Here is a 22011-nt window from a genome sequence, read left to right on the forward strand (position 1 = left end):
CAGCCTGCCAGCAGTGGCGCGCTGATCAGCCCGGCCCATGCCGGAGAGCACGGCGACCAATGCCGCCAGCTACACCACGCCGCGGGACACGATCGATTGCGCCGCCCGAAGGTGCCTTGCACGATCAAATGCCGTTCCTGTTGGGAAACGAGAGTTTGCCCAACTCGACCAGCAACCAAGTTGTTAAAGCACCAAGTTCGAAAGCCTCGCAGCTCGGTCAGTTCATGACGCCCGAATCAATATCGAGATTTATGGCTGGGCTGTTTGGCGAAACGCTCCCTTCTGAAATTCGACTCTTGGATGCTGGGGCAGGCAAAGGCGCCTTAACAACGGCATTTATAAATCACTGGATGATCTCTCGTTCGGATGGAGTTATCCAAACAACTTGTTATGAAATTGATCAAGAATTCTCGGATATTTTGCGGGAAAACATTTCCCTTTTGGGACCAGATAGAAATATTTCTTCTGAAGTACGAAACGAAGATTTTATCGACCATGCATCTTCTATGATCCGCCTAGGAAAAGGTCAGAGATTTACCCATGCTATCCTTAATCCGCCATACAAGAAAATAAACACTGCATCGCATCACAGGGCATGCCTGAGTGCTATAGGCTTGGAAACCGTAAATCTATATGCTGGATTTGTTGGTCTTGCTATTGCGATGATGGAGAGCGGTGGTGATCTAGTTGCTATTATTCCACGTAGCTTCTGCAATGGCCCTTACTACCAGCCATTCCGGCATTTTATTTTTCGTCACGCCTCTATTCGACATATTCATCTGTTCGGCGCGCGCAACAAAGCCTTTAAGGGTGATGGTGTACTCCAAGAAAACATTATCATCCATCTAACGCGGGGCGAAAAACAGGGTGAGGTGACAATTTCGACCTCGACCGACGACACATTTTCAGATTACCGTGAGACCATTCATGCCTTCGGCAGCATTGTTTTGGCCCGCGACGCCGAGCAATTCATTCATATCCCGACAGACGACGGGCCCGACCTGCTAACAGGCTCAGCCTTCCAGTATCGGCTTGACGAATTAGGTGTGTCTGTTTCCACCGGTCCCGTCGTCGACTTTAGGATGAAAAATGATCTTCGTGCCGAGTACGAACCGGGCACGGTCCCATTGCTCTATCCCGGTCATTTCACGCGCGACGGATTCGCGTGGCCAAAGCCCGGCTTCAAGAAAGCAAACGCCATCCGCGAAACGCGGGAAACAGTTAAATGGCTGTTTCCGTGCGGCTTCTATACGGTCGTGCGCCGCTTTTCCTCCAAAGAGGAGCGCCGCCGCATCATCGCCAACGTGGTTGAGCCTGCGGCACTGCCGACCAAAATGATCGGCTTTGAAAATCATTTGAACGTGTTTCACGACAGGAAGCAACCGCTCAGCGAAGACATGGCGCGCGGTATGGCCGTCTATCTGAACGCCACGGTGGTTGATCAGTGTTTCCGGCGCTTCAATGGGCACACCCAAGTCAACGCAACGGATCTCAAGACTATGAGGTACCCCAGTCGCGATGCACTGACCTTGCTTGGCAAATGGGCAAAGAGTTACCCGCAACCCTCACAGGAGGTGATAGATGCGCGGGTGACCGAACTCGCATGAGACATCCTCACGTTGATGCAGCCATGCAAATTCTGACCGATCTTGGTTTTCCTCGTAGACAGAGAAATGAGCGCTCCTCGTTGACGCTGCTCGCACTTTTAAATTTGCATCCGAACCAAACATGGGACGCCGCGGCTGCACCCCTAATGGGCATAACACCTATAATGAATTGGTTCCGCGAGCATTACGGCAAGACCTACAAACCGAACACTCGGGAATCCATTCGCCGCCAGACGATACACCAGTTTGTTGATGCCGGGCTCGTTCTTCGAAATCCTGATGACTCCAATAGGGCGATAAACAGTCGGGATACTGTTTATCAGATCGCGCCAGGCGCTCTGGCTCTAATGCGATTGTACGCGACGGCGGAGTGGGACATCGCTCTGCCCCGTTATCTTGAACAATGGAAAACTCTAGCCGACCGCTATGCTCGCGAACGCGAAATGACTCTTGTTCCTGTTCGTATTGCGGATGGCACCAGCATCCACTTAAGTCCGGGCAAGCACAGTGACCTTATCCGTGCTATCATCGAAGAGTTCGCACCGCGCTTCGCCCCGGATAGCGCACTGATCTATGCCGGGGATACTGGCGACAAGACAGGCTATTTCGACCACGAGCGACTTGCCGCTCTTGGTGTTACCGTCGATAGCCATGGCAAGATGCCTGACGTTATCCTACACTACGCAGATCGTGGTTGGCTTTTACTCGTGGAATCAGTCACAAGTCACGGTCCAGTCGACGCAAAACGGCACGAAGAGTTGGTGCAATTGTTCACGACTTCGACTGCGGGCCTAGTCTATGTCACCGCATTCCCAACGCGAACTGTGCTTGCGCGTTACATCGCCGAGATTGCTTGGGAAACTGAGGTGTGGGTAGCGGATGCGCCTACGCATCTTCCATTTCAATGGCACGCGGTTTCTTGGGCCATATGCGGTTGAATGATGTCGTTAACAAGCGTGAGAAGAAGAACTCTCGATGAAAGCGACCGTCCCACCCTTCGCAGAGTTCTTTGTGCCGGTCTTGCGGGCGCTGGACGCGCTTGGCGGCTCGGCTTCGATCGAAGAGATCGACGATAAGACGGCTGTGTTGATGAACATTTCCGACGCCGCGCGGGCAGTGCTGGTTGGCGATGGGCCAAGGGCGAAATTCGACTATCGCTGCGCCTGGGCGCGGAGCTGGCTGAAGAATGCGGGCCTCACAAACAACAGCGAGCGCGGCGTATGGGCGCTCACGGCGGAAGGCCGTGCATCGCTGTCACTTGATCCGGAAGAAATCGTACGGCTTGTCAGGCGAGCCGACGCGGCATTGCGCAAGGCGAAAACTGTCGCTGCCCCTGAGCGTGCCGAGGCTGAAGCGGAAGCAGCTGATATCGCTTTGAAGGACTGGCGAGAACAATTGCTCGACGTTCTCCTTGCGCTTGATCCGGCAGCTTTCGAGCGGTTGTGCCAAAGGCTTCTCCGAGAGGCTGGCTTCATTAAGGTCGAGGTGACCGGGCGAAGCGGTGACGGTGGCATCGACGGAACCGGCGTATTGCGAGTCAACCTGCTTTCGTTCCACGTGCTGTTCCAGTGTAAGCGTTGGAAAGGCTCGGTGGGGTCAGGCGTCGTGCGCGACTTTCGCGGCGCAATGGTAGGTCGAGCCGACAAGGGTCTTGTCATCACCACCGGTACATTTACCGCGGATGCGCGGCGCGAGGCTGTACGCGACGGAGCTCCGGCCATCGACTTGATCGATGGGGACGGATTATGCGACCTGCTCAAGGATCAGAAGATCGGCGTGCGGGTGAAGATGGTCGAGGAAGTAACCGTGGACGAAGCCGCTTTCGCGGGATTTTAGCGGGCTAGTCGGCGCTAAGCCCCCCCCTCTGGCCTGCCGGCCATCTCCCCCTCAGGTGGGGAGATTGGCTAATCGCGAACGCCCGCGCCGCCCCTCATCCGCCCTTCGGGCACCTTCTCCCCGTAAACGGAGAGAAGGGAAGAGGGCGCTCCCTTACGCGAACGCCCCATGGCAGTGCTTGTATTTCTTCCCCGAACCGCAGGGGCAGGCTTCGTTGCGGCCGACCTTGCCCCAGGTAGCAGGGTTGTTGGGGTCGCGGTCTTCGGGAGCGACGATGGCGGTTGTTTCCGGGCGGACCAGGAGGGCGGTCTCGCCGCCTTCGAAATCGTTCTCGCCGGTGGTGCCGTCGATATGGGTGCCGAACATGTCGGGGGCCTCGGGCGGCGGTGCGTCGGCGGCCTGGCGGACCAGTTCGACGCGCATCAGCTGCGCGGTGACGGCCTGGCGCAGATTGCCCAGCATCGCCTGGAACAGCTCGAACGCCTCGCCCTTGTATTCCTGCAGCGGATCGCGCTGGGCGTAGCCGCGGAAGCCGACGACCGAACGCAGATGGTCGAGATTGACGATGTGCTCACGCCACAGATGGTCGAGCGTCTGCAGCACCACCGAACGTTCGACATAGCTCATCACCTCCGGGCCGAAGCGCTCGGCGCGCTCCTTGGCGGCGGCGTCGGCGGCCTGGGTGATGCGTTCGCGGATGTCGTCCTCGGCGATGCCCTCTTCCTTGACCCATTCTTCGATCGGCAGGTCGAGGTTGAGGAATTCGGCGACCTCGGCCTTCAGGCCGGCAACATCCCACTGCTCGGCATAGGCGTTTTCGGGAATGGCCTTGGCGACGATCTCGTCGATGACGCCCTCGCGCATCTCGCCGATGGTTTCAGAGAGGCCTTCGCCGTCCATCAGTTCGATGCGCTGCTCGAACACCACCTTGCGCTGGTCGTTGGAGACGTCGTCATATTTCAACAGGTTCTTGCGGATGTCGAAGTTGCGCGCCTCGACCTTCTTCTGCGCCTTTTCCAGCGCCTTGTTGATCCACGGATGGATGATCGCCTCGTCTTCCTTGAGGCCGAGCTTCTGCAGCATGCCGTCCATGCGCTCGGAGCCGAAGATGCGCATCAAATCATCCTGCAGCGACAGGAAGAATTTCGAGCGGCCGGGGTCGCCCTGGCGGCCGGAGCGGCCGCGCAGCTGGTTGTCGATGCGGCGCGATTCGTGGCGCTCGGTGGCGAGCACGTAGAGGCCGCCGGCGGCCAGCGCCTTTTCCTTCAGGCGCTCGACGTCGGCATTGATTTCCTTTTCGCGTGCTTCGCGCTCCGGACCGGCCGGCATGTCGCCGAGTTCCTCTTCGATGCGCATCTCGGCGTTACCGCCAAGCTTGATGTCGGTGCCGCGGCCGGCCATGTTGGTGGCGATGGTGATGGCGCCGGGCTTGCCGGCCTGGGCGACGATCGCCGCTTCGCGCTCGTGGTGGCGGGCGTTCAGCACCTCGAAATCGGTAAAACCTTCCTTGCGCAGGCGCTCGGCCAGCTGCTCGGACTTTTCGATGGAAGTGGTGCCGACCAGCGTCGGCTGGCCCTTGGCGCTGGCTTCGCGGATCTCCCTGACGATCGCCTTGTATTTCTCCTCGACCGTCCGGTAGACCTCGTCGTCCTCGTCGATGCGGATGACCGGCAGGTTGGTCGGGATCTCGGTGACGTCGAGGCCGTAGATGTTGCCGAATTCCTCAGCCTCGGTCAGCGCCGTGCCGGTCATGCCGGACAGCTTCTTGTAGAGGCGGAAATAGTTCTGGAAGGTGACGGAGGCCAGCGTCTGGTTCTCCGGCTGGATCGCCACATGCTCCTTGGCTTCGAGCGCCTGGTGCAGGCCTTCCGAATAGCGGCGGCCCGGCATCATGCGGCCGGTGAATTCGTCGATGATGACGATTTCGCCGTTGCGGACGATGTAGTCCTTGTCCTTCTGGAACAGCCGGTGCGCCTTCAGCGCGTTGTTGACATGGTGGACGATGGCGACGTTCTCGACGTCATAGAGCGACTCGCCCTTGAGCAGGTCGGCGTCGCGCAAAAGGTTTTCGAGCTTCTCGGTGCCTTCCTCGGTGAAGATCGACGTCTTCTGCTTCTCGTCGATCTCATAATCCTGCGGCTGGAGCTGGATGATGAAGGTGTCGATGGTGTTGTACATTTCCGAACGGTCCTCGAGCGGACCGGAAATGATCAGCGGCGTGCGCGCCTCGTCGACCAGGATGGAATCGACTTCGTCGACGATCGCGTAATTGTGACCGCGCTGCACCATCTGGGCGCGCTCGTATTTCATGTTGTCGCGCAGATAGTCGAAGCCGAGCTCGTTGTTGGTGGCGTAAGTGACGTCGGAGGCATAGGCGGCGCTGCGCTCCTCGTCGGACAGGCCGTGCACGATGACGCCGACCGAGAGGCCGAGGAACTTGTAGACGCGGCCCATCCATTCGGAGTCACGGGTGGCCAGATAATCGTTGACGGTGACGACGTGGACGCCCTTGCCGGCGAGCGCGTTGAGGTAGACCGGCAGCGTGGCGACCAGGGTCTTGCCCTCGCCGGTGCGCATCTCGGCAATGCCGCCATTGTGCAGCACCATGCCGCCGATCAGCTGGACATCGAAGGGGCGCATGCCGAGCACGCGGCGGGCCGCCTCGCGCACAGTGGCAAAGGCTGGCACCAGAAGGTCGTCGAGCGTGGCGCCGTTGGCGATGTCCTGGCGGAATTTCGCGGTGCGACCGACCAGCTCCTCGTCGGAGAGCGCCCGCATCTCGTTTTCCATGGCGTTGATCGCCTCGACACGGGGCCGGGTCGATTTGACCCGACGGTCGTTGGAGGAACCGAAAACCTTACGGGCGAGACCGCCGAGACTGACCATCCAATGGTCCTTTCGATAGAATTCTCAATCTTGAGATGGGCGCCGGCCGGCCCCATCAATTCCACGTGAACGTGGACAAACACAAAAAGCGCCCGGAAAACGGTTCTGGACGCAAAGTCGTTGGACAGATAAGAGGGGGCTCAACTGATGTCAACGCCGCGCTGGCCCTGCCGGGCGCGCCAAATTCCGCCACAATCTGGCTGATCTGGAAGCCACCCGTCCTTACAATCCCCACCGGAGTCGTCTTATGTCCTTGTTGTTTCGCCGTGCGTCGCTTGCCAGCCTTGGCCTGGCCTTCGGCTTGTCGGCCCTTTCGCTGTCGCCGCTGATGGCGCAGCAGACCGCTCCCGCTCCGGCGGATGCAGCAGCGCCGGCCGCGGCACCGGTCGATCCGAATACGGTTATCGCCACGGTCAACGGCCAGCCCCTGACCGAAGCCGACCTGGTGCTTGCCGAAGGCGAGTTGTCGCAGCAGTTCGCACAGCTGCCGCCCGAGCAGCGCCGCGCCGCCGCGCTTTCGGCCGCCATCGAAATCCGCGTCATGGCCGCCCAGGCGGTCACGACAGGGCTCGACAAGAATCCCGACTTCCAGCGCCGCATGGCCTTCCTGCAGCAGCGCGCGCTGCATGGCGAGATGGTCGAGAAGGGCGTTGTCGACAAGGTCACCGACGCCGAGGTTCGCGCCCGCTACGACCAGGAAATCGCCAATACGCCGCCCGCCAACGAGGTGCATGCCCGTCACATCCTCGTGAAGACCAAGGAAGAGGCCGAGGCCATCATCAAGCAGCTCGACGGCGGCGCCGACTTCCAGAAGCTCGCCAACGAGCACACCAGCGATCCTTCGGGCAAGACCAGTGGCGGCGACCTCGGCTGGTTCGGACCTGGCCAGATGGTGCCGGAGTTCGACAAGGCGGCCTTCGCGCTCGAGGTCGGCAAATACACCAAGCAGCCGGTGCAGTCGCAGTTCGGCTGGCATGTCATCAAGCTCGAGGACAAGCGCACCAAGCAGCCGCCGGCCTTCGACGACGTCAAGGACCAGGCCAAGCAGGCGGTCATCCGCGACAAGTATTTCGCGCTGGTCAAGTCGCTGCGTGCCGGCGCCAAGGTCGAGATCCCCGACGCGAACCTGAAGAAGGCGGTCGATACGCTGGAAAGCGCCAAGTAAGCCTGAAAGATTTTTTGAAAAGGGGCGCGGCAGCCAAGGGTTGCCGCGCCTTTTTACCTTCCGGGCGCCGCTATGCCTCGCATCACGTAGCCGACCACCTTGCGTATGGTCGCTTCGTCCTCGTCGAGCCTGTTGGTCAACAGATGCTTCCAGGCGAAGGAGGCGATCAGGTCGGCGACAACAGCTGAATCGATCTCAGCCGGGATTTCGCCCCTTGCCTTGGCGCGTTCGATGATCTGGCCGGTATGGGACCGTCGGCCCAGTGCATAGTCGGCAAGGGCCGCGGACGCCGTATCATCCGACTGCGCCTCGGCGATCAATGACCTGAATACGCTGCCCGACGATGTCTCGCGCCAGTGGGCGAACAGGTTTTTCAGGAAGCCGACGAGATCCTCCTCCAGTCGCCCGGTATCGGGAACATCGACGCGTTTCTGGCGCTGGTAGACTTCGAGCAGCAATGCCGCCTTGCTCGGCCACCAGCGATAGATGGTGGGTTTGCCGGCGCGGGCCCGCCGCGCCACCGCCTCGATCGAGAAACCGGCATAGCCGGCCTCGACCAGCACAGCCTCGGCAGCGTCGAGAATGGCATCGGCGCTGTCGGGGTTGCGCCGTGCACCGATCGATCTGCGCGGATCAGCGTCCTCGGCCATGTCTGTCGTCCTCGCCACCAGGTTTGCCGGCAGCATAGGTGACCTGACGCTCAAACGAAACGCCGCGTTTTCAAACTTCTGGACGGCGGTGATGGTCGCGCCAGCAACGAGTCCGCGATAACAACGAACCCGCGTTAACTTTGTCCCTTGGAGCCCTTACGTGTTGGGTGGAGAAGCCCCTAACGCAAAAACCCGCCTGCGCGGCGGGTCACTGGCGCAATAAGCACCATAGCCAAAAATCTAGCACAGCTGCCCTCACGGGTCAAGGAAAAAATTCCTATCGACATGAAACGCGACGGGCACAGAACTATCCGACAACGCCACCGTCGGATGATGTCTACTGCATCGCTTTCGATGTCTCGGACTCGATGCGCCAGCCGCCGTCGGCTTTGACCAGTCCAAGCGTGACGCGCGCCTTGCCGGTCAGGCGTGCCGCCGATTTGTCCTTTGGTACATAATCGTAGCGCATGGCAAAGATGGCCTCGGCGCGGTCCTCGCCATGCGGGGTGACCTCCAGGCTGCCTGATACCAGGCCCAGCGACCAGGAGGCCCACTGCGCGAACCAATCGGTCTTGACCCTAGCGATGGCATCGGCGTCGTAGCGCGCGCCGAAAATGATCGCGGACGGGCCGTAGAGGCGCTTGACGGTCTCGCTCATCGCCTTGATGTCCGGCGTCAGATAATCCTGGCGGAGGAATTTCTCGATCGATCCCTTGTCGTCGCCCACCGAGCGCTCAAGCAGAGCAACTTCCGTCGAGGGCGCAGGCGCCGCGGCTGGCTTCCGTGGCTGGGCGGGTTGTCCGTCCGAGACGAATTCGAAGCGTTCGAGCAGCGAGCCCTGCTCCCAGGGGCGCTGGGATTCGCGTGTTTGCGAAACCACGTCGCGGCGCACCGCGATCATCATGTCGTTGATGCTCTGGCCGGGTTCGGCGATGTGACGCAGCAGGGCGGCGGCAAAAGGCGAGTTGCGCCCGCTTCCGTCCATGGCGACGGCACCGGGTGCCGTCGAGAAGGCGATGAAGGAGCCGCGCGTCGAATCGAACTGCGCCAGCCCGGCCAGCGCCTTCGCCGAGCGGGTTGTAGCGGTGCGGCTCAAGCTGCGGGCAAATGGGTTGTTGCGGCAGGCATCGAGAAACACCAGGCTGACCTTGGTCTGCTGTTCCATGATGTCGAGGACTTCGTCGATCGGCACGGCCTCGAGCTGGAGCTTTACCGGCACGTCCAACCTGGCGTCGACCGGCACGATGTAGTTGCGCCCGTCGACCTGCAGGCCGTGGCCGGCATAGTAGAACAGCCCGACGCCGGCGCCTTCGAGCGCATCGGAGAACTCGCCGATGCTGCGTTCGAGCTCGCGCTTGCCGAGGTCGTTGCCCTCGATGACCTCGAAGCCGATGGAGCGCAGCTTGTCGGCGATATCGAGCGCGTCGTTCACCGGATTGGCCAGCGTGCCGGCTTCGGCGTAGGTGCCGTTGCCGATGACCAGCGCCACGCGCCGTTGCGGCTGTGCATCCGCGCTCAGCAGCAAAAGTCCCAGAAATGCCCATGCGAGGATCGCAAGCCTGCCCATGGGCAGGATCATAACGCCATCGGCCCCGGCGGCGCCAACAGATTTGAAATGCAAGCTTGATCCCAAATGGGGTTCCCGCCCCTGGCAAGAGCGGCGAAAACGCCCTTGCGCCCGCGCGGCGTATCGGGCAAACCGGCCTTCCCTTGCGATTTTCCCGCCCGAGGCCGCCATGTCCACGACGATTTCGCCGCTTGCGCCGAAGAAATACCCCAAAATGCCGGCCATTGAGGGGGTGCGCATCGCCACCGCCGAGGCGGGGATAAAGTACAAGAACCGCACCGACCTTTTGACCATGGTCTTCGATGAAGGCACCGCGGTCGCCGGCGTGTTCACGAAGTCGAAATGCCCCTCGGCCCCGGTCGATTTCTGCCGGCAGAATCTCAGCGCCGGCAAGGCGCGGGTGCTGGTCGTCAATTCCGGCAACGCCAACGCCTTCACCGGCAAGAAAGGCCGCGAGTCGACCGCCCTGACCGGCGAGGCGGCGGCGAAGGCTGCCGGCTGCAAGGCAGCAGAGGTTTTCCTGGCATCGACCGGCGTCATTGGCGAGCCGCTCGACACCAGCAAATTCAGCCACCTGCTCGCGGGACTGGTCAGCAACGGCAAGCCGGACCTGTGGACCGAAGCGGCCAAGGCAATCATGACCACGGATACCTATCCGAAAGTGGCGACCGCGACCGTCAAGCTCGGCGATACCGACGTCACCATCAACGGCATTTCCAAGGGCGCCGGCATGATCGCGCCCGACATGGCGACGATGCTTTCCTTCGTCGCCACCGACGCGCCGATCGCCGCCCCTGTTCTGCAGGACCTGCTATCGCGCGGCACGGCCAAGACCTTCAACGCGGTCACCGTCGACAGCGACACCTCGACCAGCGATACGTTGCTGATCTTCGCCACCGGCAAGGCGGCCAAGCGCGGCGCGCCTGCTATAACCGATCCCAAGGATGCCCGCCTTGGAGCGTTCCGCCGGGCGCTCGGCAAGGTGCTGAAATCGCTGGCGCTGCAAGTGGTGCGCGACGGCGAGGGCGCCCGCAAGCAGGTCGAAGTCACAGTCACCGGCGCCAAATCGGCGCGCTCGGCCAAGCGCATCGCGCTGTCGATCGCCAATTCGCCGCTGGTCAAGACGGCGGTCGCCGGCGAGGACGCCAATTGGGGCCGCGTCGTCATGGCCGTCGGCAAGGCCGGCGAGCCCGCCGATCGCGACCGGCTGTCGATCTGGTTCGGCGACAACAGGCTGGCGCATGAAGGCGAGCGCGATCCCTCCTATTCCGAGCAGGCGACATCGGCCTATATGAAGCGCGACGATATCCGCATCCGCGCCGATATCGGCATCGGCCGCGGCAAGGCGACGGTGTGGACCTGCGATCTCACCAAGGAATATGTCGCCATCAATGGCGATTATCGGAGCTGATGGTTTTGGGCTCCAGGCATCCGGCAAGCATGCTCGCGATCGTGCGCCGCTACGAGGCGGCCGGCTTTCGCGCCTGGCCCGCAGCGGCCGTCCACTATGACGGCACCTGGGTGGTGCGGCTGACCGCCGGCCATCCGGCCAAGCGGCTGAATTCGGTCAACCCGCTCGATCCCGGCGATATCATGCACATTGCCGACCGTATCGGCCGGGCCAGCCGCCGTTTCGACGCCTATGGCAGGCCGCTGACGTTCCGCATGTCGCCGCTGTCGGGTTCCGATCTCGCCAGCCATCTCGACGAGGAAGGCTGGAGCCGGTTCGACGAGTCGCTGGTGATGCGGCTGCCGCTGGCCGACGCGCAACTCGACGCCGCCATGGACCAGATTCCGCTAAAGGACATCAGCCGCTTCATCGGCGCCTCGCTCAAGGTCAGCGGTTCGGATGTTTCGCTGCGGCCTGGCCTGTCGGAGATCATCGGCGCCATCCAGCCCGAGGCCGGCCTGTTCGCGCTCGAAGATGGAGCCGAGCCGCTGGCAACGCTTATCTGCGTGCACGACGGCGATCTCGCCGGCCTCTTCGAGGTCGCCACCGACAAGTCGGCGCGCAACAAGGGCCACGGCCGTAACCTGATCCTGTCGGCGCTGAAATGGGCGCGGTTGCGAGGTGCGCGGGAAGCCTGGCTGCAGGTCGAGGCCGGCAACGTCCCGGCGCTGGCGCTCTACCATTCGCTCGGTTTCGACGAAGTCTATCGCTATCACTACCGCCGGCCGCCCGGGTATGAGTGAAGTTGGGCATGAGTGATATGACGATCGCCGGCAAGCGCCTGCTCCTGGTCGCCGCCTGCGCGCTGGTCGATGCCGATGGTCGGGTGCTGCTGGCGCAGCGGCCCGAGGGCAAGCAACTTGCCGGGCTGTGGGAATTTCCCGGCGGCAAGGTCGAGGCCGGCGAGACGCCCGAACAATGCATCGTTCGCGAACTGCATGAGGAAATCGGCGTCGATACCGACATTCCGTGCCTGGCGCCGCTCACCTTCGCCAGCCATTCCTATAACGACTTCCACCTGCTGATGCCGCTGTTCGTCTGCCGCCGCTTCCGCGGCATCGCCCAGCCCCGGGAAGGGCAGGCGCTGAAATGGGTGCGGCCGAAGCAGATGCGCGACTACCCGATGCCGCCGGCCGATGCGCCGCTGATCCCGTTCCTCATCGATCTTCTCTGAGGGCGCTCCCGTCCGATTGCCGATCGAGGCGTCGTATCAGTCAGCGTTAATGGAAGATTTATCTCGTCGTGAAAAATTGAAGCATGGTCGTTCGCGGCCGCGCCGCCGATTTGCTGGGGAGCGATAGCATGAGCCTAGACAGGGATTGGGACTCGATCCGGCCCGAGCGCGGCTTTCGCGCCGCCGACGCAGGCATGGGCATATTGCGCATCACGCTGCTGTTCGGTTCGGCCGCAGTGGCGCTGGCGCTGATCGCAACCCCGTTCCTCGACAGCCAGACACGCTCGCTGTCGGCCCGCGATGGTCTTGTCGGCGGGCTCGACATGACGGCCACCGGCTCGGTCAGCCATCGCGAAACCTATACGCTGCGCCGCAGTGTGCTGCAGCCGCAGCCCAGTTCGGTCTGCATCATCAGGTCCAATGGCAGAAGCAGCGGCGATTGCTGACATGGTTAAGAATTTTCCCGGGCGCGGCTGTTTCACAGCCTGTTAAGCCTTTGCCGTTAACCTTTCTTAACAGATCGGCAGTAAGGTCCGGGTGAGAGGGGTTCAGGCCATGAAAGCAGTGCTGCTGCGTTTTCTGAAAGACGAGACCGGCGCCACGGCCGTCGAATATGGCGTGATCATCGCCGTGCTGTCACTGGCCATCGTCGGTGGTATCGGTCAGGTCCGCGACGGGATCATCTGGCTGTTCAGCGACAACAACAGCAAGGTTGCGAACGCTTTCGCACCAACACCGTGATCCAATTCTTCAGCAATTGCGGGCAGGATCATTGCCCGTCGGGCGCCTCCAGGATTGCCTTCAGCGAGATCTTGGCCGAACCCGGCTTCAGCGGTTTTTGCTGCGATGCATCGGGCGCCCAGCCGGACATCCAGACAATCGAGAAACTTGCCCTCACGCGGCCGTCGGGATCGGAGAACCGCTCGGCGTAGATTTCCGCCGCGCGGGCAAACAGCGCGCGCGAGCCCGGCCGCCGGCTGCGATCGGTGAGCGCATTGGTCTCGCCCATGGCCCGCAAATCCGCCATCAGGTTGAACAGGCTATCGTAGCGCACCGTCACCGTCTCGACATCGGCGACCGGCAGGGCGAGACCGGCGCGCTGCAGAAGCGCACCGGCATCGCGCACGTCGGTGAACGGGATGACACGCGGGCTGGCGCCGCCATAAAGCTCGGTCTCGGCCGCAAGCAGGCTTTCGCGCAACTCGAAAAGCGTGCCGGCGCCGGCAAAGGCGCCGAGGAAAAGCCCGTCCGGCCGCAGCGCGCGGCGAATCTGGACCAGCATGCCGGGAATGTCGTTCATCGCCTGCAGCGACAGAAGCGAAACTGCCAGGTCGAGACTCTCCGGCTCGAACGGCACGGTTTCGAGCGGTGCGGTCAAGCCGGCGCCGCCACCGTTCAGGAAAGCCATGTCCGTCTCGACGCGGACAATGTCGGCGACCTTGCCGCTTTCGGCGAGCATTTCGGCCGCCGCCGGTGTCTGGCAAAACAGCACAGCCGCCTTGCCGAACCGGCGCTCGACGGCACCAAGCCGGTCGGCGAGGTCCTCGGCCGCGCGGCGCATGAGGAAGTCCGCGCCGTCAACCGGATGGGCAAGCGCGCGTCGCTTGTGCGCGAGCCACAGAGAGGTATCCATTATCGGCTGCAACAGGCAGATCCTTGTTTGTCCACGCCCTGATATAGTTGGTATACCTGGCACGGAGAACCAACCACGTGGCCGATCCGATGTCCAAGATCAAGCCCAGCGAGATCAAGCGTTTCGCCCGGTCAGCCCTCGGCTTGCCGGCGCGCATCCTGTTTCCGCCTGTCTGCGCCGGTTGCCGCCGACATGTCTCGCAGCCCGGTGTGCTGTGTGGCGTCTGCTGGCCGAAGCTCAGGCTGCTGGAACGGCCATGGTGCCCGGTGATGGGTACGCCGTTCACCCACCATATGGGCGAGGGCTTTCTGTCCGCCGAGGCCATTGCCGATCCGCCGCCTTTCGAGCGGGCGCGGGCGGCGGTGGCCTATTCCGGTGTCGCCCGCCAGATGGTGCAGGGGCTGAAATACCAGGATCGCACGGACCTCGCGCCATGGATGGCGCGCTGGATGGTGCGCGCGGGCGCCGATCTCATCGCCGAGGCGGATGTGGTGGTGCCGGTGCCGCTGCACTGGCGGCGCTTTTTCAGGCGGCGGTTCAACCAGTCGGCGGAACTGGCAAGGGCAGTCTCGGCGCTCAGTGAATTGCCCTTCGCGCCTTCGGCGGTGCGGCGCGTGAAACTCACCCGCCAGCAGGTCGGGCTGGAGCGTAGCGAGCGCGAAGAGAATGTGCGGGCCGCCTTTCGCGTGCCCGCCGAAGCGGAAATCGAGATTGCCAGTCGCAGGGTGCTTTTGATCGACGATGTCTACACCACCGGCGCTACTGTGCGTTCCGCCACCAAGGCGCTGAAAAGGGGAGGTGCGGCCGCCGTCGACGTGCTGACCTTTGCCCGTGTGTTGCCGGGGGACTTCCGGGCGGACGAGTCCGCGACTATATAAGTCGGCAACGAACAGTGGAAATTCGCCATGGTCGATGTCACCATCTACACCCGCATGATGTGCGGCTATTGCACGGCAGCCAAGCGGCTGCTCGAGCGCAAGGGCGTTGCCTTTACCGAGCACGATGCCTCCTTCTCGCCGGAACTACGCCAGGAGATGATCTCCCGCGCCCACGGCCGCTCGACCTTTCCGCAGATTTTCATCGGCGATACGCATGTCGGCGGTTGCGATGACCTGCACGACCTGGAGGCCGAAGGCCGGCTGGACAGGTTGCTCGCCAACAGCGCGACGATTTGAGGATATGACGATGGGTGTTTTCAAGGCCGCTGCGATCCAGATGCGTTCAGGCGAGAGCCCGGAGCGCAACGCGGTCGATCTCGAATGGCTGGTGCGTGAAGCGGCCGGGCAGGGTGCGACCTACATCCAGACGCCGGAAATGACCGGTGCGCTGATTCGCGACAGGCAAGCCCGCGCCGCGTCCTTCACGTCGGAGGACAAGGATGTCGTCGTCGCGACCGCGCGCAGACTTGCCAAGGAGCTCGGCGTCTTCCTGCATATCGGCTCGACCGCCATCGCGCGCGCCGACGGCAAGCTCGCCAACCGGGCGCTGCTGTTCGGGCCGGATGGCGCGACGCTCGCCACCTACGACAAGATCCACATGTTCGATGTCGATCTCGACAATGGCGAGAGCTGGCGCGAATCCTCTGCCTATGAGCCGGGGACCGAGGCTGTCGTGGCCGAGATCGAGGGCGCGAAACTGGGTTTCGCGGTCTGCTACGATTTGCGTTTCCCGCAATTGTTCCGCGCCGAGGCACTGGCCGGCGCGGACGTGCTTTCCGTTCCCGCCGCCTTCACCCGCCAGACTGGCGAGGCGCACTGGCACGTGCTGCTCAGGGCGCGCGCCATCGAGAACGGCGCCTATGTCGTCGCCGCCGCGCAAGGTGGGCTGCATGAAGACGGCCGCGAGACCTATGGCCATTCGCTGATCGTCGATCCGTGGGGCCGTATCATCGCCGAAGCCGCGCATGACGAGCCGGCGGTGATCGTCGCCGAGATCGACCCGGCGCAGTCGCTTGCCGCGCGCAAGAAGATCCCCAATTTGAAAAATGCGCGGGATTTTGCCGTCAACGGCTCGGGCGAGGCGCCGCGTCTCAGGGGTGCAGCCTCTTGATACGTTTTTCCCTGATTTGCGAGCATGAGCACGAATTCGAAGGCTGGTTTCGCAGCAACGATGATTTCGACACGCAGAAGAAGCGCGGCTTTGTCGATTGCCCGACCTGCGGCTCGCACAAGGTGCAGAAGGCGCTGATGGCGCCGGCCGTCTCCACGGCGCGCAAGCAGGAAACGATAGCGCTCGCCATGGGCGAGGCGCAAAAGCAGGCTTTGGCGCAGCTCAAGGCGATGGCCGAGAAGGTGCGCGAGAATGCCGACTATGTCGGTGACAAGTTCGCCGAAGAGGCGCGAAAAATCCATTTCGGCGAAAGTGATCCGCGCGGCATCTATGGCGAGGCGACGCTGGACGAGGCCAGGAGCCTGGCCGAGGACGGCGTCGAGTTCATGCCGATTCCGGTGTTTCCGGACGACCGCAACTGAGCGGCTAGCTGACGCTGCCGATCAGCTTTTCAAGCAGCCGAGAGAGCGCTTCCTTCTCTGCCTGCGTCAGGCTCGCCAGAATCTTGTGCTCGTTGGCAACGTGGGCGGTAACTGCCTCGTCGATCAAAGCGAGTCCCTTTTCGGTCAACCGTACCACAATGCCGCGCCGATCGTTGGGGTGCGGACCGCGCAGGATCAATCCGGACGTTTCTAGCCGGTCGAGCCGGTTGGTCATGGCGCCGGACGTCACCATCGTCGCTTCGTAGAGAGCGGTCGGCGTCAGCGCGTAAGGTGAGCCCGAGCGGCGCAGCGTTGCCAGCACATCGAACTCTCCCGACTGCAATCCATAACGGGCAAACAGCGGCGCGAGCCGCTCGCGGGCGATCAGCGAGGCGGCCTCGTTCAGCCGCCCGAGCACGGCCATCGGCGAGACATCCAGGTCGGGCCGCTCCCGCTTCCATTGTTCGATCGCTCTTGCTGCCCTGTCCAACTGTCTCACCATCATATATCTTGACGTTAAGAACCTTTCCGTTATCTTACTGCAAGATGCAATGCTGGCCAAGGGCCGCTCGCGACAGGGTTCGATTATGAAATTTCTCTGGGATTCGGCACTCGGACTGCTGGTCGTCACCGGCGGCCTGCTCGGCCTGACACTGCCCTTCGGCAAGCTCGCCACGGCTGCCGGCGTGCCGGCGATGGTCTGGGCTTTCGTCATCTCGCTCGGCGCCGGCGGCGTCTTGCTGTGCGTGCTCTTGGCTCGCGGCCAGCGTGTCCGGCTCACGGCGCACAAATTGCGCTATTTCTTCGTCACCGCTGCGGTGTCCTATGCCGTGCCCAATCTCCTGATGTTCTCGGCCATTCCGCATCTTGGCGCCGGCTACACCGGCATCATGTTCACGCTGTCGCCGGTGATCACGCTGGTGTTCTCGATCCTGCTGGGTGTCCGGCGCCCGAACATGCTGGGCATTGTCGGCATCGCCGTCGGCTTTGTCGGCGCCGTCATGGTGGCGGTGACGCGCGGCGAGGCCGGCCAGCCGGCCGATTTGTTCTGGGTGGTGATGGGGCTGCTGATTCCGGTCAGCCTTGCCGCCGGCAACATCTACCGCACGGTGGACTGGCCCGAAGGCACCGGCCCAATCGAGCTTGCCGTCGGCAGCCATTTGGCATCGGCGGCGATCTTGCTTGTCGGCATTCTCGCTCTGTTCGGCGTCAAGGCCTTCGCTCCCCTCGGCGGTGTGCCGTTGGTCGTCATCGCGCAGGCTGCATCGGCGTCGGCGATGTTCGCCTTTTTCTTCCGGCTGCAGGCGGTCGGCGGTCCGGTCTATCTCAGCCAGATCGGCTATGTGGCGGCGGCCGTCGGCTTGTTTGCCGGCACGATCTTCCTCGGCGAGCACTATCAGTTGCTGACCTGGGCGGGTGCGGTCATCATCACCGCCGGCGTGTTCATCACCACCAGGGCGCAAAGCCAGACCAGCATGAAGGCGCAAAGCCAGGCGGCGTGAGTGCCTTGGCGCCTCAGCCAGCGCCGGGTTCGTTCTCTTCACCGCCAGGTTCCGGCCTTGGGTGCCGGCGTCGATGGGTGGCCGCGGCGCGGGCCGCCTGCTCATAGATGCCGGTCATCAGTTCGAGCGTGCGCGCCGCTTCCTCGAGCTTGGCCGCCATCTCCGGAACGCGCGTCACCGCTTCGATGAGCAGGACGGAACGAATGTCGGCATAGCGTTCGGTCACGCGAAACCCAAGCGGCGTAACTTCGTAGGTGACGCCGGCCCTGCCGCTGCCGGTTCGCTTGACCAGGCCGCCCTTGAGCAATTTGCGCAGGCTGTACTGGATGTTGGGGATGTCGTCGCGGTTGGTCATCTGCGCCAGGTCGCGGATGCTCTTTGGCCGGTCGTTCATCCTGATGATGTGCAGCAGCGCATTTTCCGGCCCGCTGGCGGAAAACTCGATCACCGTCGCCAGGCATTCTGCCTGCCAGTGGCCGAACGCCTCATAGGAGCGCATCAGCGCATATTCGATTTCGGCAACGTCGATTTCGAGCGGTGTCCGCGCCAGATGCCAGCCGCGATCCAGCAGCTTGGCTTGCGTTTCCAAAGGTTTGCGCCGGTCGGTCATCATGTCTCCCCACCGGCAGCATGCGCCGATCCGGCCGATTGCGTCCATATGATTTTATGATAGACTTTCTATTATAAAATAAATCAAAAAATGAGGAGAACACGACCGATGAGCATGCTCGGCAAGACCGCAGCCAATGCGCAGCCCTTCTTTCTCGGAACCTTCGCGTCCAATTGTTCCGGCGGCATGACCGTCACTAAGGTCCCCGAACGATGGGTCAGTTCCTGGGACAACAATCTGCGGCTGGCGCAGCAGCTCGACGAGGCCGGCATCGATTTCATGCTGCCGATCGCCCGCTGGATCGGCTATGGCGGCGAGACCAATTTCCACGGCAATGTGCTGGAGACGATCACCTGGGCCGCCGGGCTCCTGGCGCTGACCCGCAACATCACGGTTTTCGCCACCACCCACACCGCGGCCAATCACCCAGTCGTGGTCGCCAAGCAACTGGCGACGATCGACCAGATCAGCCGCGGCCGTATCGGCCTCAACATCGTCGCCGGCTGGAACAAACCGGAATATGAAGCCCTCGGGCTGACGCTGCCCGACGATCACATCACGCGATATGGCTATGCGCAGGAATGGTTCGATATCGTCAGGGCGCTGTGGGATCGTACCGAGGCGTTCGACTGGGACGGCACCTATTTCAAGCTGAAGAACGTGCTTGGCGATCCGCGCCCGTCGGCGCGCCTGCCGATCCTCAATGCCGCCGGCTCGGAAGAAGGGCGCAAATTCGCGGTCCGCAATGCCGATTTCCTATTCACGCCGGCAATCGACCTGTCACGCTCCAAAGACGAGATCGCGGCACTCAAACAACAGGCGGTCGCCGCCGGCAGCACCGTCGACGTGCTGACCTTTGCCCATGTCGTCTGCCGGCCGACCGAGAGGGAAGCGACGGACTATCTCGAGCATTTCGGCCGCACCAATGCCGACTGGGCGGCGGTCGACAATCTGGTGCGGCTGCAATTTGCCCATGCGCAGTCGTTCCCGCATGACCTTCTCGCGCTCATCCGCGACCGGATGGCGGCAGGCCATGGCGGCTTCCCGCTCACCGGCACGCCCGAACAGGTCGCCGATGGGATCACCGCCTTGCACGAGGCCGGGTTTCGCGGTTCGACGCTGTCCTTCGTCGACTATGTCGAGGAATTCCCGTATTTTCGCGATACCGTCCTGCCCATCCTCGAGCAGCGGGGCATCCGCATCGCAGCGGCCGCCATGCAGTCGGCGGCGTAGAGCGGTTCATCGTTCACGAAAACGCCAAACCGCTCTACTTCTTTTTGTTTTGTCGCAAATTTGGAGCAAGCCATGACCGAAGCAAAGGTTCTTGAGGGAACTCCTGTCGATGTCGCGGATTTTCGGGCCGCGATGCGGCTGATTGTCGGCAATGTCAGCGTCATCACAGCCGGCACCGGCGAGGACCGCTCCGGTCTGGTGGTCATTTCGGTCGTCTCGCTGTCGGCCGAACCGCCCAAGGTGATTGCCTGTGTCAACCGGTCGTCGTCGACCTGGCCGGTGATCGAACGCTACCGGCATTTCGGCGTGAACTCGCTTGGCCCACAGCATCAGCGCGTGGCCGAGCGGTTCTCTGGCTTTGGCGGCATCAAGGGCAAGGACCGCTATGAGGGCGCCGAATGGACGACGCTCAAGACCGGAGCTTTATTGCTTTCGGATGCGGTGGCAGCCTTCGACTGCAGCCTCGACGAGATGATCGATCGGGGCACGCATTCCATCGTCATTGGTTCGGTCGAGGCCGTGCGCACCAGCGATGCCGGCCAGGCGCTGATCTACTGGCGCGGCGGCTATCGGCCGCTCGACGCATAGGATCCTGGAGCAAATTCCAGCAAAAGCGTGCAGGATCAGACCGAGTCTTTTTCCGCCAGGACCATGTAGTTGACGTCCATGTCCTTCGAGCGCGACCAGCGGTCGGCAAGCGGATTGTAGGTGACGCCGGTGCGGTCGATCACGGTCAGGCCGGCGCCGCCAAGCGCCTTTTCAAGCTCTTCCGGGCGCACCAGCTTGCCGAACTGATGGGTGCCGCGCGGCAGCCAGCGCAGCACATATTCGGCGCCGATGATGGCCAGCCCGAGCGCCTTCAGCGTGCGGTTGATGGTGGCCACGAACATGATGCCGCCAGGCCGGACCATTTCGCCGCATTTGGCGACGAACAGGTCAATATCAGCGACATGCTCGACCACTTCCATGTTGAGGATGACGTCGAATTTCTCGCCGGCGTCGGCAAGGTCCTCGGCCGTCGTGGCGCGATAATCGATGCTGACATTGCCCTCGGCCGCGTGCAGCTTCGCCACTTCGATGTTTGTTTCGGAGGCGTCCGCGCCCACCACCTCGGCGCCAAGCCGCGCCATCGGCTCGCACAACAGGCCGCCGCCGCAGCCGATGTCGAGGATGCGCAGGCCCTCGAAAGGTCTTGCCGCGCGCGGATCACGGCCAAAGCGCGCTGCCACCTGGTCGCGTATATAGGCGAGCCGAACCGGATTGAATTTGTGCAGCGGACGGAACTTGCCGTTCGGGTTCCACCATTCGGCGGCGAGGGCGGAGAAGCGCTCCACTTCTGCGGCATCGATCGTCGATCGTCGGGGCTCTGGCATCGGTTGGTCTCCTCGACACTACAGCGCCGCGCGTCCCTTGGACGTGCGAAGGACGCTGTAGCACTTTAGATTCTGCGCATGATCCTTTGCGAAATCGACTCCGATTTCGGCACCATGCGCTAGGAAGTCGGGCGTGAGACCGCGAATGTCAAGGCAACAATTTTCGATGCTGCCAAAGCAACAGGTTCTGTCAGGACATGTCACCTGTCGGGTACCTCATCGAAACACAATTGGCCCGCTGGGCGAAAAGAGGACAGGCTTTAAGTTCGAAGGAAACGACGAATGAAACAGGAAACGGCTTCGATCCTTTGGCGCCGGCTGGACCTGGAGGGCCATGACGCCTGCCTGCTTTCGCCGACCGACGGCGGGCACAGCCTCAAGGGGCAGGCCATCTTCATCCAGGACGGCAAGCCATGCTGCCTTGCCTATGAGGTGGATTGCGACGCCGGTTGGCACACACGAACGGCGCGGGTCGACGGCTTTCTCGGCACGCGCAAGCTGTATTATGCGATCGAACACGGTTCCGACGGCCAGTGGACGCTGAACGACGAAGCCCAACAGGATGTCGCCGGCCTCATCGACATCGACCTCGGTTTCACGCCGGCATCAAACTTGTTGGCGATCCGCCGGTTCGACCTCGGTCTCGGGATGGCAACGCCTGCCCCCGCAGCCTACCTGACCTTCCCTGAACTGCGGCTGGTGCGTCTCGATCAGACCTACCGACGTCTCGACACGGTTCGCTATGCCTACGCGGCGCCCATGTTCGGCTATGACGAGGTCCTCGAGGTTTCGCCGCACGGGTTCGTAGTCGACTATCCCGGCCTGTGGAGAGCCACCACAGGCTGACCCCAGCA

At 62.4% G+C, this 22011-nt stretch carries 24 protein-coding genes; 17 read left to right on the top strand and 7 right to left on the bottom strand.

All coding sequences use genetic code 11. The annotated features are described in order from the left end of the window. From NKI38_RS27055 to NKI38_RS27065, 3 genes are all read left to right on the top strand, one after another. A partial coding sequence (locus NKI38_RS27055) for an Eco57I restriction-modification methylase domain-containing protein (RefSeq protein WP_352663080.1) occupies window positions 1-1607 on the top strand: 1607 nt, incomplete at its 5' end. Next, window positions 1604-2545: a BsuBI/PstI family type II restriction endonuclease gene (locus NKI38_RS27060; RefSeq protein ID WP_502899394.1), complete on the top strand. Its 942-nt coding sequence runs from the start codon at window positions 1604-1606 to the stop codon at window positions 2543-2545. The genes NKI38_RS27055 and NKI38_RS27060, both read left to right, overlap by 4 nt. A gap of 37 nt (window positions 2546-2582) precedes the next feature. Further along, window positions 2583-3443 (top strand): restriction endonuclease, encoded by an 861-nt coding sequence (locus NKI38_RS27065; RefSeq protein WP_352663086.1) that lies wholly within the window; start codon window positions 2583-2585, stop codon window positions 3441-3443. Window positions 3444-3596: 153 nt separating this feature from the next. On the opposite strand, the gene secA is transcribed toward NKI38_RS27065, so the two are convergent. Further along, window positions 3597-6329, bottom strand: coding sequence for a preprotein translocase subunit SecA (gene secA, locus NKI38_RS27070; protein ID WP_352663089.1), 2733 nt, complete (start codon window positions 6327-6329; stop codon window positions 3597-3599). 247 nt (window positions 6330-6576) lie between these two features. Here secA and NKI38_RS27075 point away from each other — a divergent pair, with 247 nt between their 5' ends. After that, on the top strand, window positions 6577-7494 hold the full coding sequence (locus tag NKI38_RS27075; protein WP_352663092.1) for a peptidylprolyl isomerase: 918 nt from the start codon (window positions 6577-6579) through the stop codon (window positions 7492-7494). 53 nt (window positions 7495-7547) lie between these two features. On the opposite strand, the gene NKI38_RS27080 is transcribed toward NKI38_RS27075, so the two are convergent. Then, window positions 7548-8144, bottom strand: coding sequence for a TetR/AcrR family transcriptional regulator (locus tag NKI38_RS27080; protein ID WP_352663095.1), 597 nt, complete (start codon window positions 8142-8144; stop codon window positions 7548-7550). A 337-nt stretch (window positions 8145-8481) separates the two neighbouring features. Further along, entirely contained in the window at window positions 8482-9765 is a 1284-nt protein-coding gene (locus NKI38_RS27085; RefSeq protein ID WP_352663098.1) for a caspase family protein, read from the bottom strand. 115 nt (window positions 9766-9880) lie between these two features. On the opposite strand from NKI38_RS27085, the gene argJ reads away from it, so the two are divergent. From argJ to NKI38_RS27110, 5 genes are all read left to right on the top strand, one after another. Further along, window positions 9881-11122, top strand: coding sequence for a bifunctional glutamate N-acetyltransferase/amino-acid acetyltransferase ArgJ (gene argJ, locus NKI38_RS27090; RefSeq protein WP_352663101.1), 1242 nt, complete (start codon window positions 9881-9883; stop codon window positions 11120-11122). A gap of 29 nt (window positions 11123-11151) precedes the next feature. Further along, complete coding sequence (locus NKI38_RS27095) at window positions 11152-11904, top strand: GNAT family N-acetyltransferase (protein WP_352663104.1); 753 nt, start codon at window positions 11152-11154, stop codon at window positions 11902-11904. A gap of 8 nt (window positions 11905-11912) precedes the next feature. Continuing rightward, window positions 11913-12335 (top strand): (deoxy)nucleoside triphosphate pyrophosphohydrolase, encoded by a 423-nt coding sequence (locus tag NKI38_RS27100; protein ID WP_352663107.1) that lies wholly within the window; start codon window positions 11913-11915, stop codon window positions 12333-12335. A gap of 128 nt (window positions 12336-12463) precedes the next feature. Beyond that, a complete protein-coding gene (locus NKI38_RS27105; protein ID WP_352663109.1) occupies window positions 12464-12781 on the top strand; it encodes a hypothetical protein in 318 nt (105 codons plus the stop codon). A gap of 109 nt (window positions 12782-12890) precedes the next feature. After that, window positions 12891-13076 carry a Flp family type IVb pilin gene (locus tag NKI38_RS27110; protein WP_352663112.1) on the top strand — a complete coding sequence of 62 codons (186 nt, stop codon included), beginning with the start codon at window positions 12891-12893 and terminating at the stop codon, window positions 13074-13076. Between the two features lie 28 nt (window positions 13077-13104). Here the strand turns inward: NKI38_RS27110 and NKI38_RS27115 are convergent, their stop codons facing one another. Beyond that, entirely contained in the window at window positions 13105-13980 is an 876-nt protein-coding gene (locus tag NKI38_RS27115; RefSeq protein WP_352663115.1) for a methyltransferase domain-containing protein, read from the bottom strand. Window positions 13981-14045: 65 nt separating this feature from the next. Between NKI38_RS27115 and NKI38_RS27120 the strand changes: the two genes are divergently transcribed. From NKI38_RS27120 to NKI38_RS27135, 4 genes are read left to right on the top strand one after another with little or no spacing between them, the layout of a single operon-like run. After that, window positions 14046-14846, top strand: a complete 801-nt coding sequence (locus NKI38_RS27120; protein ID WP_352663118.1) for a ComF family protein — start codon at window positions 14046-14048, stop codon at window positions 14844-14846. A gap of 27 nt (window positions 14847-14873) precedes the next feature. Next, the gene (gene grxC / locus NKI38_RS27125) at window positions 14874-15143 is read left to right on the top strand and encodes a glutaredoxin 3 (RefSeq protein WP_352631733.1); all 270 of its coding nucleotides are present in this window, start codon (window positions 14874-14876) and stop codon (window positions 15141-15143) included. A gap of 10 nt (window positions 15144-15153) precedes the next feature. After that, window positions 15154-16017, top strand: coding sequence for a carbon-nitrogen hydrolase family protein (locus NKI38_RS27130; protein WP_352663121.1), 864 nt, complete (start codon window positions 15154-15156; stop codon window positions 16015-16017). Then, entirely contained in the window at window positions 16014-16439 is a 426-nt protein-coding gene (locus NKI38_RS27135) for a DUF1178 family protein (RefSeq protein ID WP_352663124.1), read from the top strand. Before NKI38_RS27130 ends, NKI38_RS27135 begins: the two co-directional genes overlap by 4 nt. Before the next feature lie 4 nt (window positions 16440-16443). Here NKI38_RS27135 and NKI38_RS27140 read toward each other — a convergent pair whose 3' ends face one another. Then, complete coding sequence (locus NKI38_RS27140; protein ID WP_352631739.1) at window positions 16444-16929, bottom strand: MarR family winged helix-turn-helix transcriptional regulator; 486 nt, start codon at window positions 16927-16929, stop codon at window positions 16444-16446. Between the two features lie 97 nt (window positions 16930-17026). On the opposite strand from NKI38_RS27140, the gene NKI38_RS27145 reads away from it, so the two are divergent. Beyond that, window positions 17027-17941, top strand: coding sequence for a DMT family transporter (locus tag NKI38_RS27145; RefSeq protein ID WP_352663127.1), 915 nt, complete (start codon window positions 17027-17029; stop codon window positions 17939-17941). A gap of 13 nt (window positions 17942-17954) precedes the next feature. On the opposite strand, the gene NKI38_RS27150 is transcribed toward NKI38_RS27145, so the two are convergent. Then, on the bottom strand, window positions 17955-18554 hold the full coding sequence (locus NKI38_RS27150; protein ID WP_352663130.1) for a winged helix DNA-binding protein: 600 nt from the start codon (window positions 18552-18554) through the stop codon (window positions 17955-17957). A 105-nt stretch (window positions 18555-18659) separates the two neighbouring features. On the opposite strand from NKI38_RS27150, the gene NKI38_RS27155 reads away from it, so the two are divergent. Further along, on the top strand, window positions 18660-19784 hold the full coding sequence (locus NKI38_RS27155; RefSeq protein ID WP_352663133.1) for an LLM class flavin-dependent oxidoreductase: 1125 nt from the start codon (window positions 18660-18662) through the stop codon (window positions 19782-19784). A gap of 72 nt (window positions 19785-19856) precedes the next feature. After that, on the top strand, window positions 19857-20372 hold the full coding sequence (locus NKI38_RS27160) for a flavin reductase family protein (RefSeq protein ID WP_352663136.1): 516 nt from the start codon (window positions 19857-19859) through the stop codon (window positions 20370-20372). Between the two features lie 35 nt (window positions 20373-20407). Here the strand turns inward: NKI38_RS27160 and ubiG are convergent, their stop codons facing one another. Continuing rightward, entirely contained in the window at window positions 20408-21157 is a 750-nt protein-coding gene (ubiG, locus tag NKI38_RS27165) for a bifunctional 2-polyprenyl-6-hydroxyphenol methylase/3-demethylubiquinol 3-O-methyltransferase UbiG (RefSeq protein WP_352663140.1), read from the bottom strand. Window positions 21158-21439: 282 nt separating this feature from the next. Between ubiG and NKI38_RS27170 the strand changes: the two genes are divergently transcribed. Then, a complete protein-coding gene (locus tag NKI38_RS27170) occupies window positions 21440-22003 on the top strand; it encodes a putative glycolipid-binding domain-containing protein (RefSeq protein ID WP_352663143.1) in 564 nt (187 codons plus the stop codon). The last annotated feature ends 8 nt before the right edge of the window (window positions 22004-22011 follow it).

Origin of the sequence: Mesorhizobium sp. M0621 (genome assembly GCF_040320745.1) — a bacterium.
In the GTDB taxonomy this organism is placed as follows: domain Bacteria; phylum Pseudomonadota; class Alphaproteobacteria; order Rhizobiales; family Rhizobiaceae; genus Mesorhizobium.

Bases quoted from the DNA above. Each gene is read 5' to 3' on its own strand.
- NKI38_RS27060 (WP_502899394.1), top strand. From the start codon at position 1,604: ATGAGACATCCTCACGTTGATGCAGCCATGCAAATTCTGACCGATCTT.
- NKI38_RS27065 (WP_352663086.1), top strand. From the start codon at position 2,583: ATGAAAGCGACCGTCCCACCCTTCGCAGAGTTCTTTGTGCCGGTCTTG.
- secA (WP_352663089.1), bottom strand. From the start codon at position 6,329: ATGGTCAGTCTCGGCGGTCTCGCCCGTAAGGTTTTCGGTTCCTCCAAC.
- NKI38_RS27075 (WP_352663092.1), top strand. From the start codon at position 6,577: ATGTCCTTGTTGTTTCGCCGTGCGTCGCTTGCCAGCCTTGGCCTGGCC.
- NKI38_RS27080 (WP_352663095.1), bottom strand. From the start codon at position 8,144: ATGGCCGAGGACGCTGATCCGCGCAGATCGATCGGTGCACGGCGCAAC.
- argJ (WP_352663101.1), top strand. From the start codon at position 9,881: ATGTCCACGACGATTTCGCCGCTTGCGCCGAAGAAATACCCCAAAATG.
- NKI38_RS27095 (WP_352663104.1), top strand. From the start codon at position 11,152: ATGCTCGCGATCGTGCGCCGCTACGAGGCGGCCGGCTTTCGCGCCTGG.
- NKI38_RS27100 (WP_352663107.1), top strand. From the start codon at position 11,913: ATGAGTGATATGACGATCGCCGGCAAGCGCCTGCTCCTGGTCGCCGCC.
- NKI38_RS27105 (WP_352663109.1), top strand. From the start codon at position 12,464: ATGAGCCTAGACAGGGATTGGGACTCGATCCGGCCCGAGCGCGGCTTT.
- NKI38_RS27110 (WP_352663112.1), top strand. From the start codon at position 12,891: ATGAAAGCAGTGCTGCTGCGTTTTCTGAAAGACGAGACCGGCGCCACG.
- grxC (WP_352631733.1), top strand. From the start codon at position 14,874: ATGGTCGATGTCACCATCTACACCCGCATGATGTGCGGCTATTGCACG.
- NKI38_RS27130 (WP_352663121.1), top strand. From the start codon at position 15,154: ATGGGTGTTTTCAAGGCCGCTGCGATCCAGATGCGTTCAGGCGAGAGC.
- NKI38_RS27145 (WP_352663127.1), top strand. From the start codon at position 17,027: ATGAAATTTCTCTGGGATTCGGCACTCGGACTGCTGGTCGTCACCGGC.
- NKI38_RS27150 (WP_352663130.1), bottom strand. From the start codon at position 18,554: ATGATGACCGACCGGCGCAAACCTTTGGAAACGCAAGCCAAGCTGCTG.
- NKI38_RS27155 (WP_352663133.1), top strand. From the start codon at position 18,660: ATGAGCATGCTCGGCAAGACCGCAGCCAATGCGCAGCCCTTCTTTCTC.
- NKI38_RS27160 (WP_352663136.1), top strand. From the start codon at position 19,857: ATGACCGAAGCAAAGGTTCTTGAGGGAACTCCTGTCGATGTCGCGGAT.
- ubiG (WP_352663140.1), bottom strand. From the start codon at position 21,157: ATGCCAGAGCCCCGACGATCGACGATCGATGCCGCAGAAGTGGAGCGC.
- NKI38_RS27170 (WP_352663143.1), top strand. From the start codon at position 21,440: ATGAAACAGGAAACGGCTTCGATCCTTTGGCGCCGGCTGGACCTGGAG.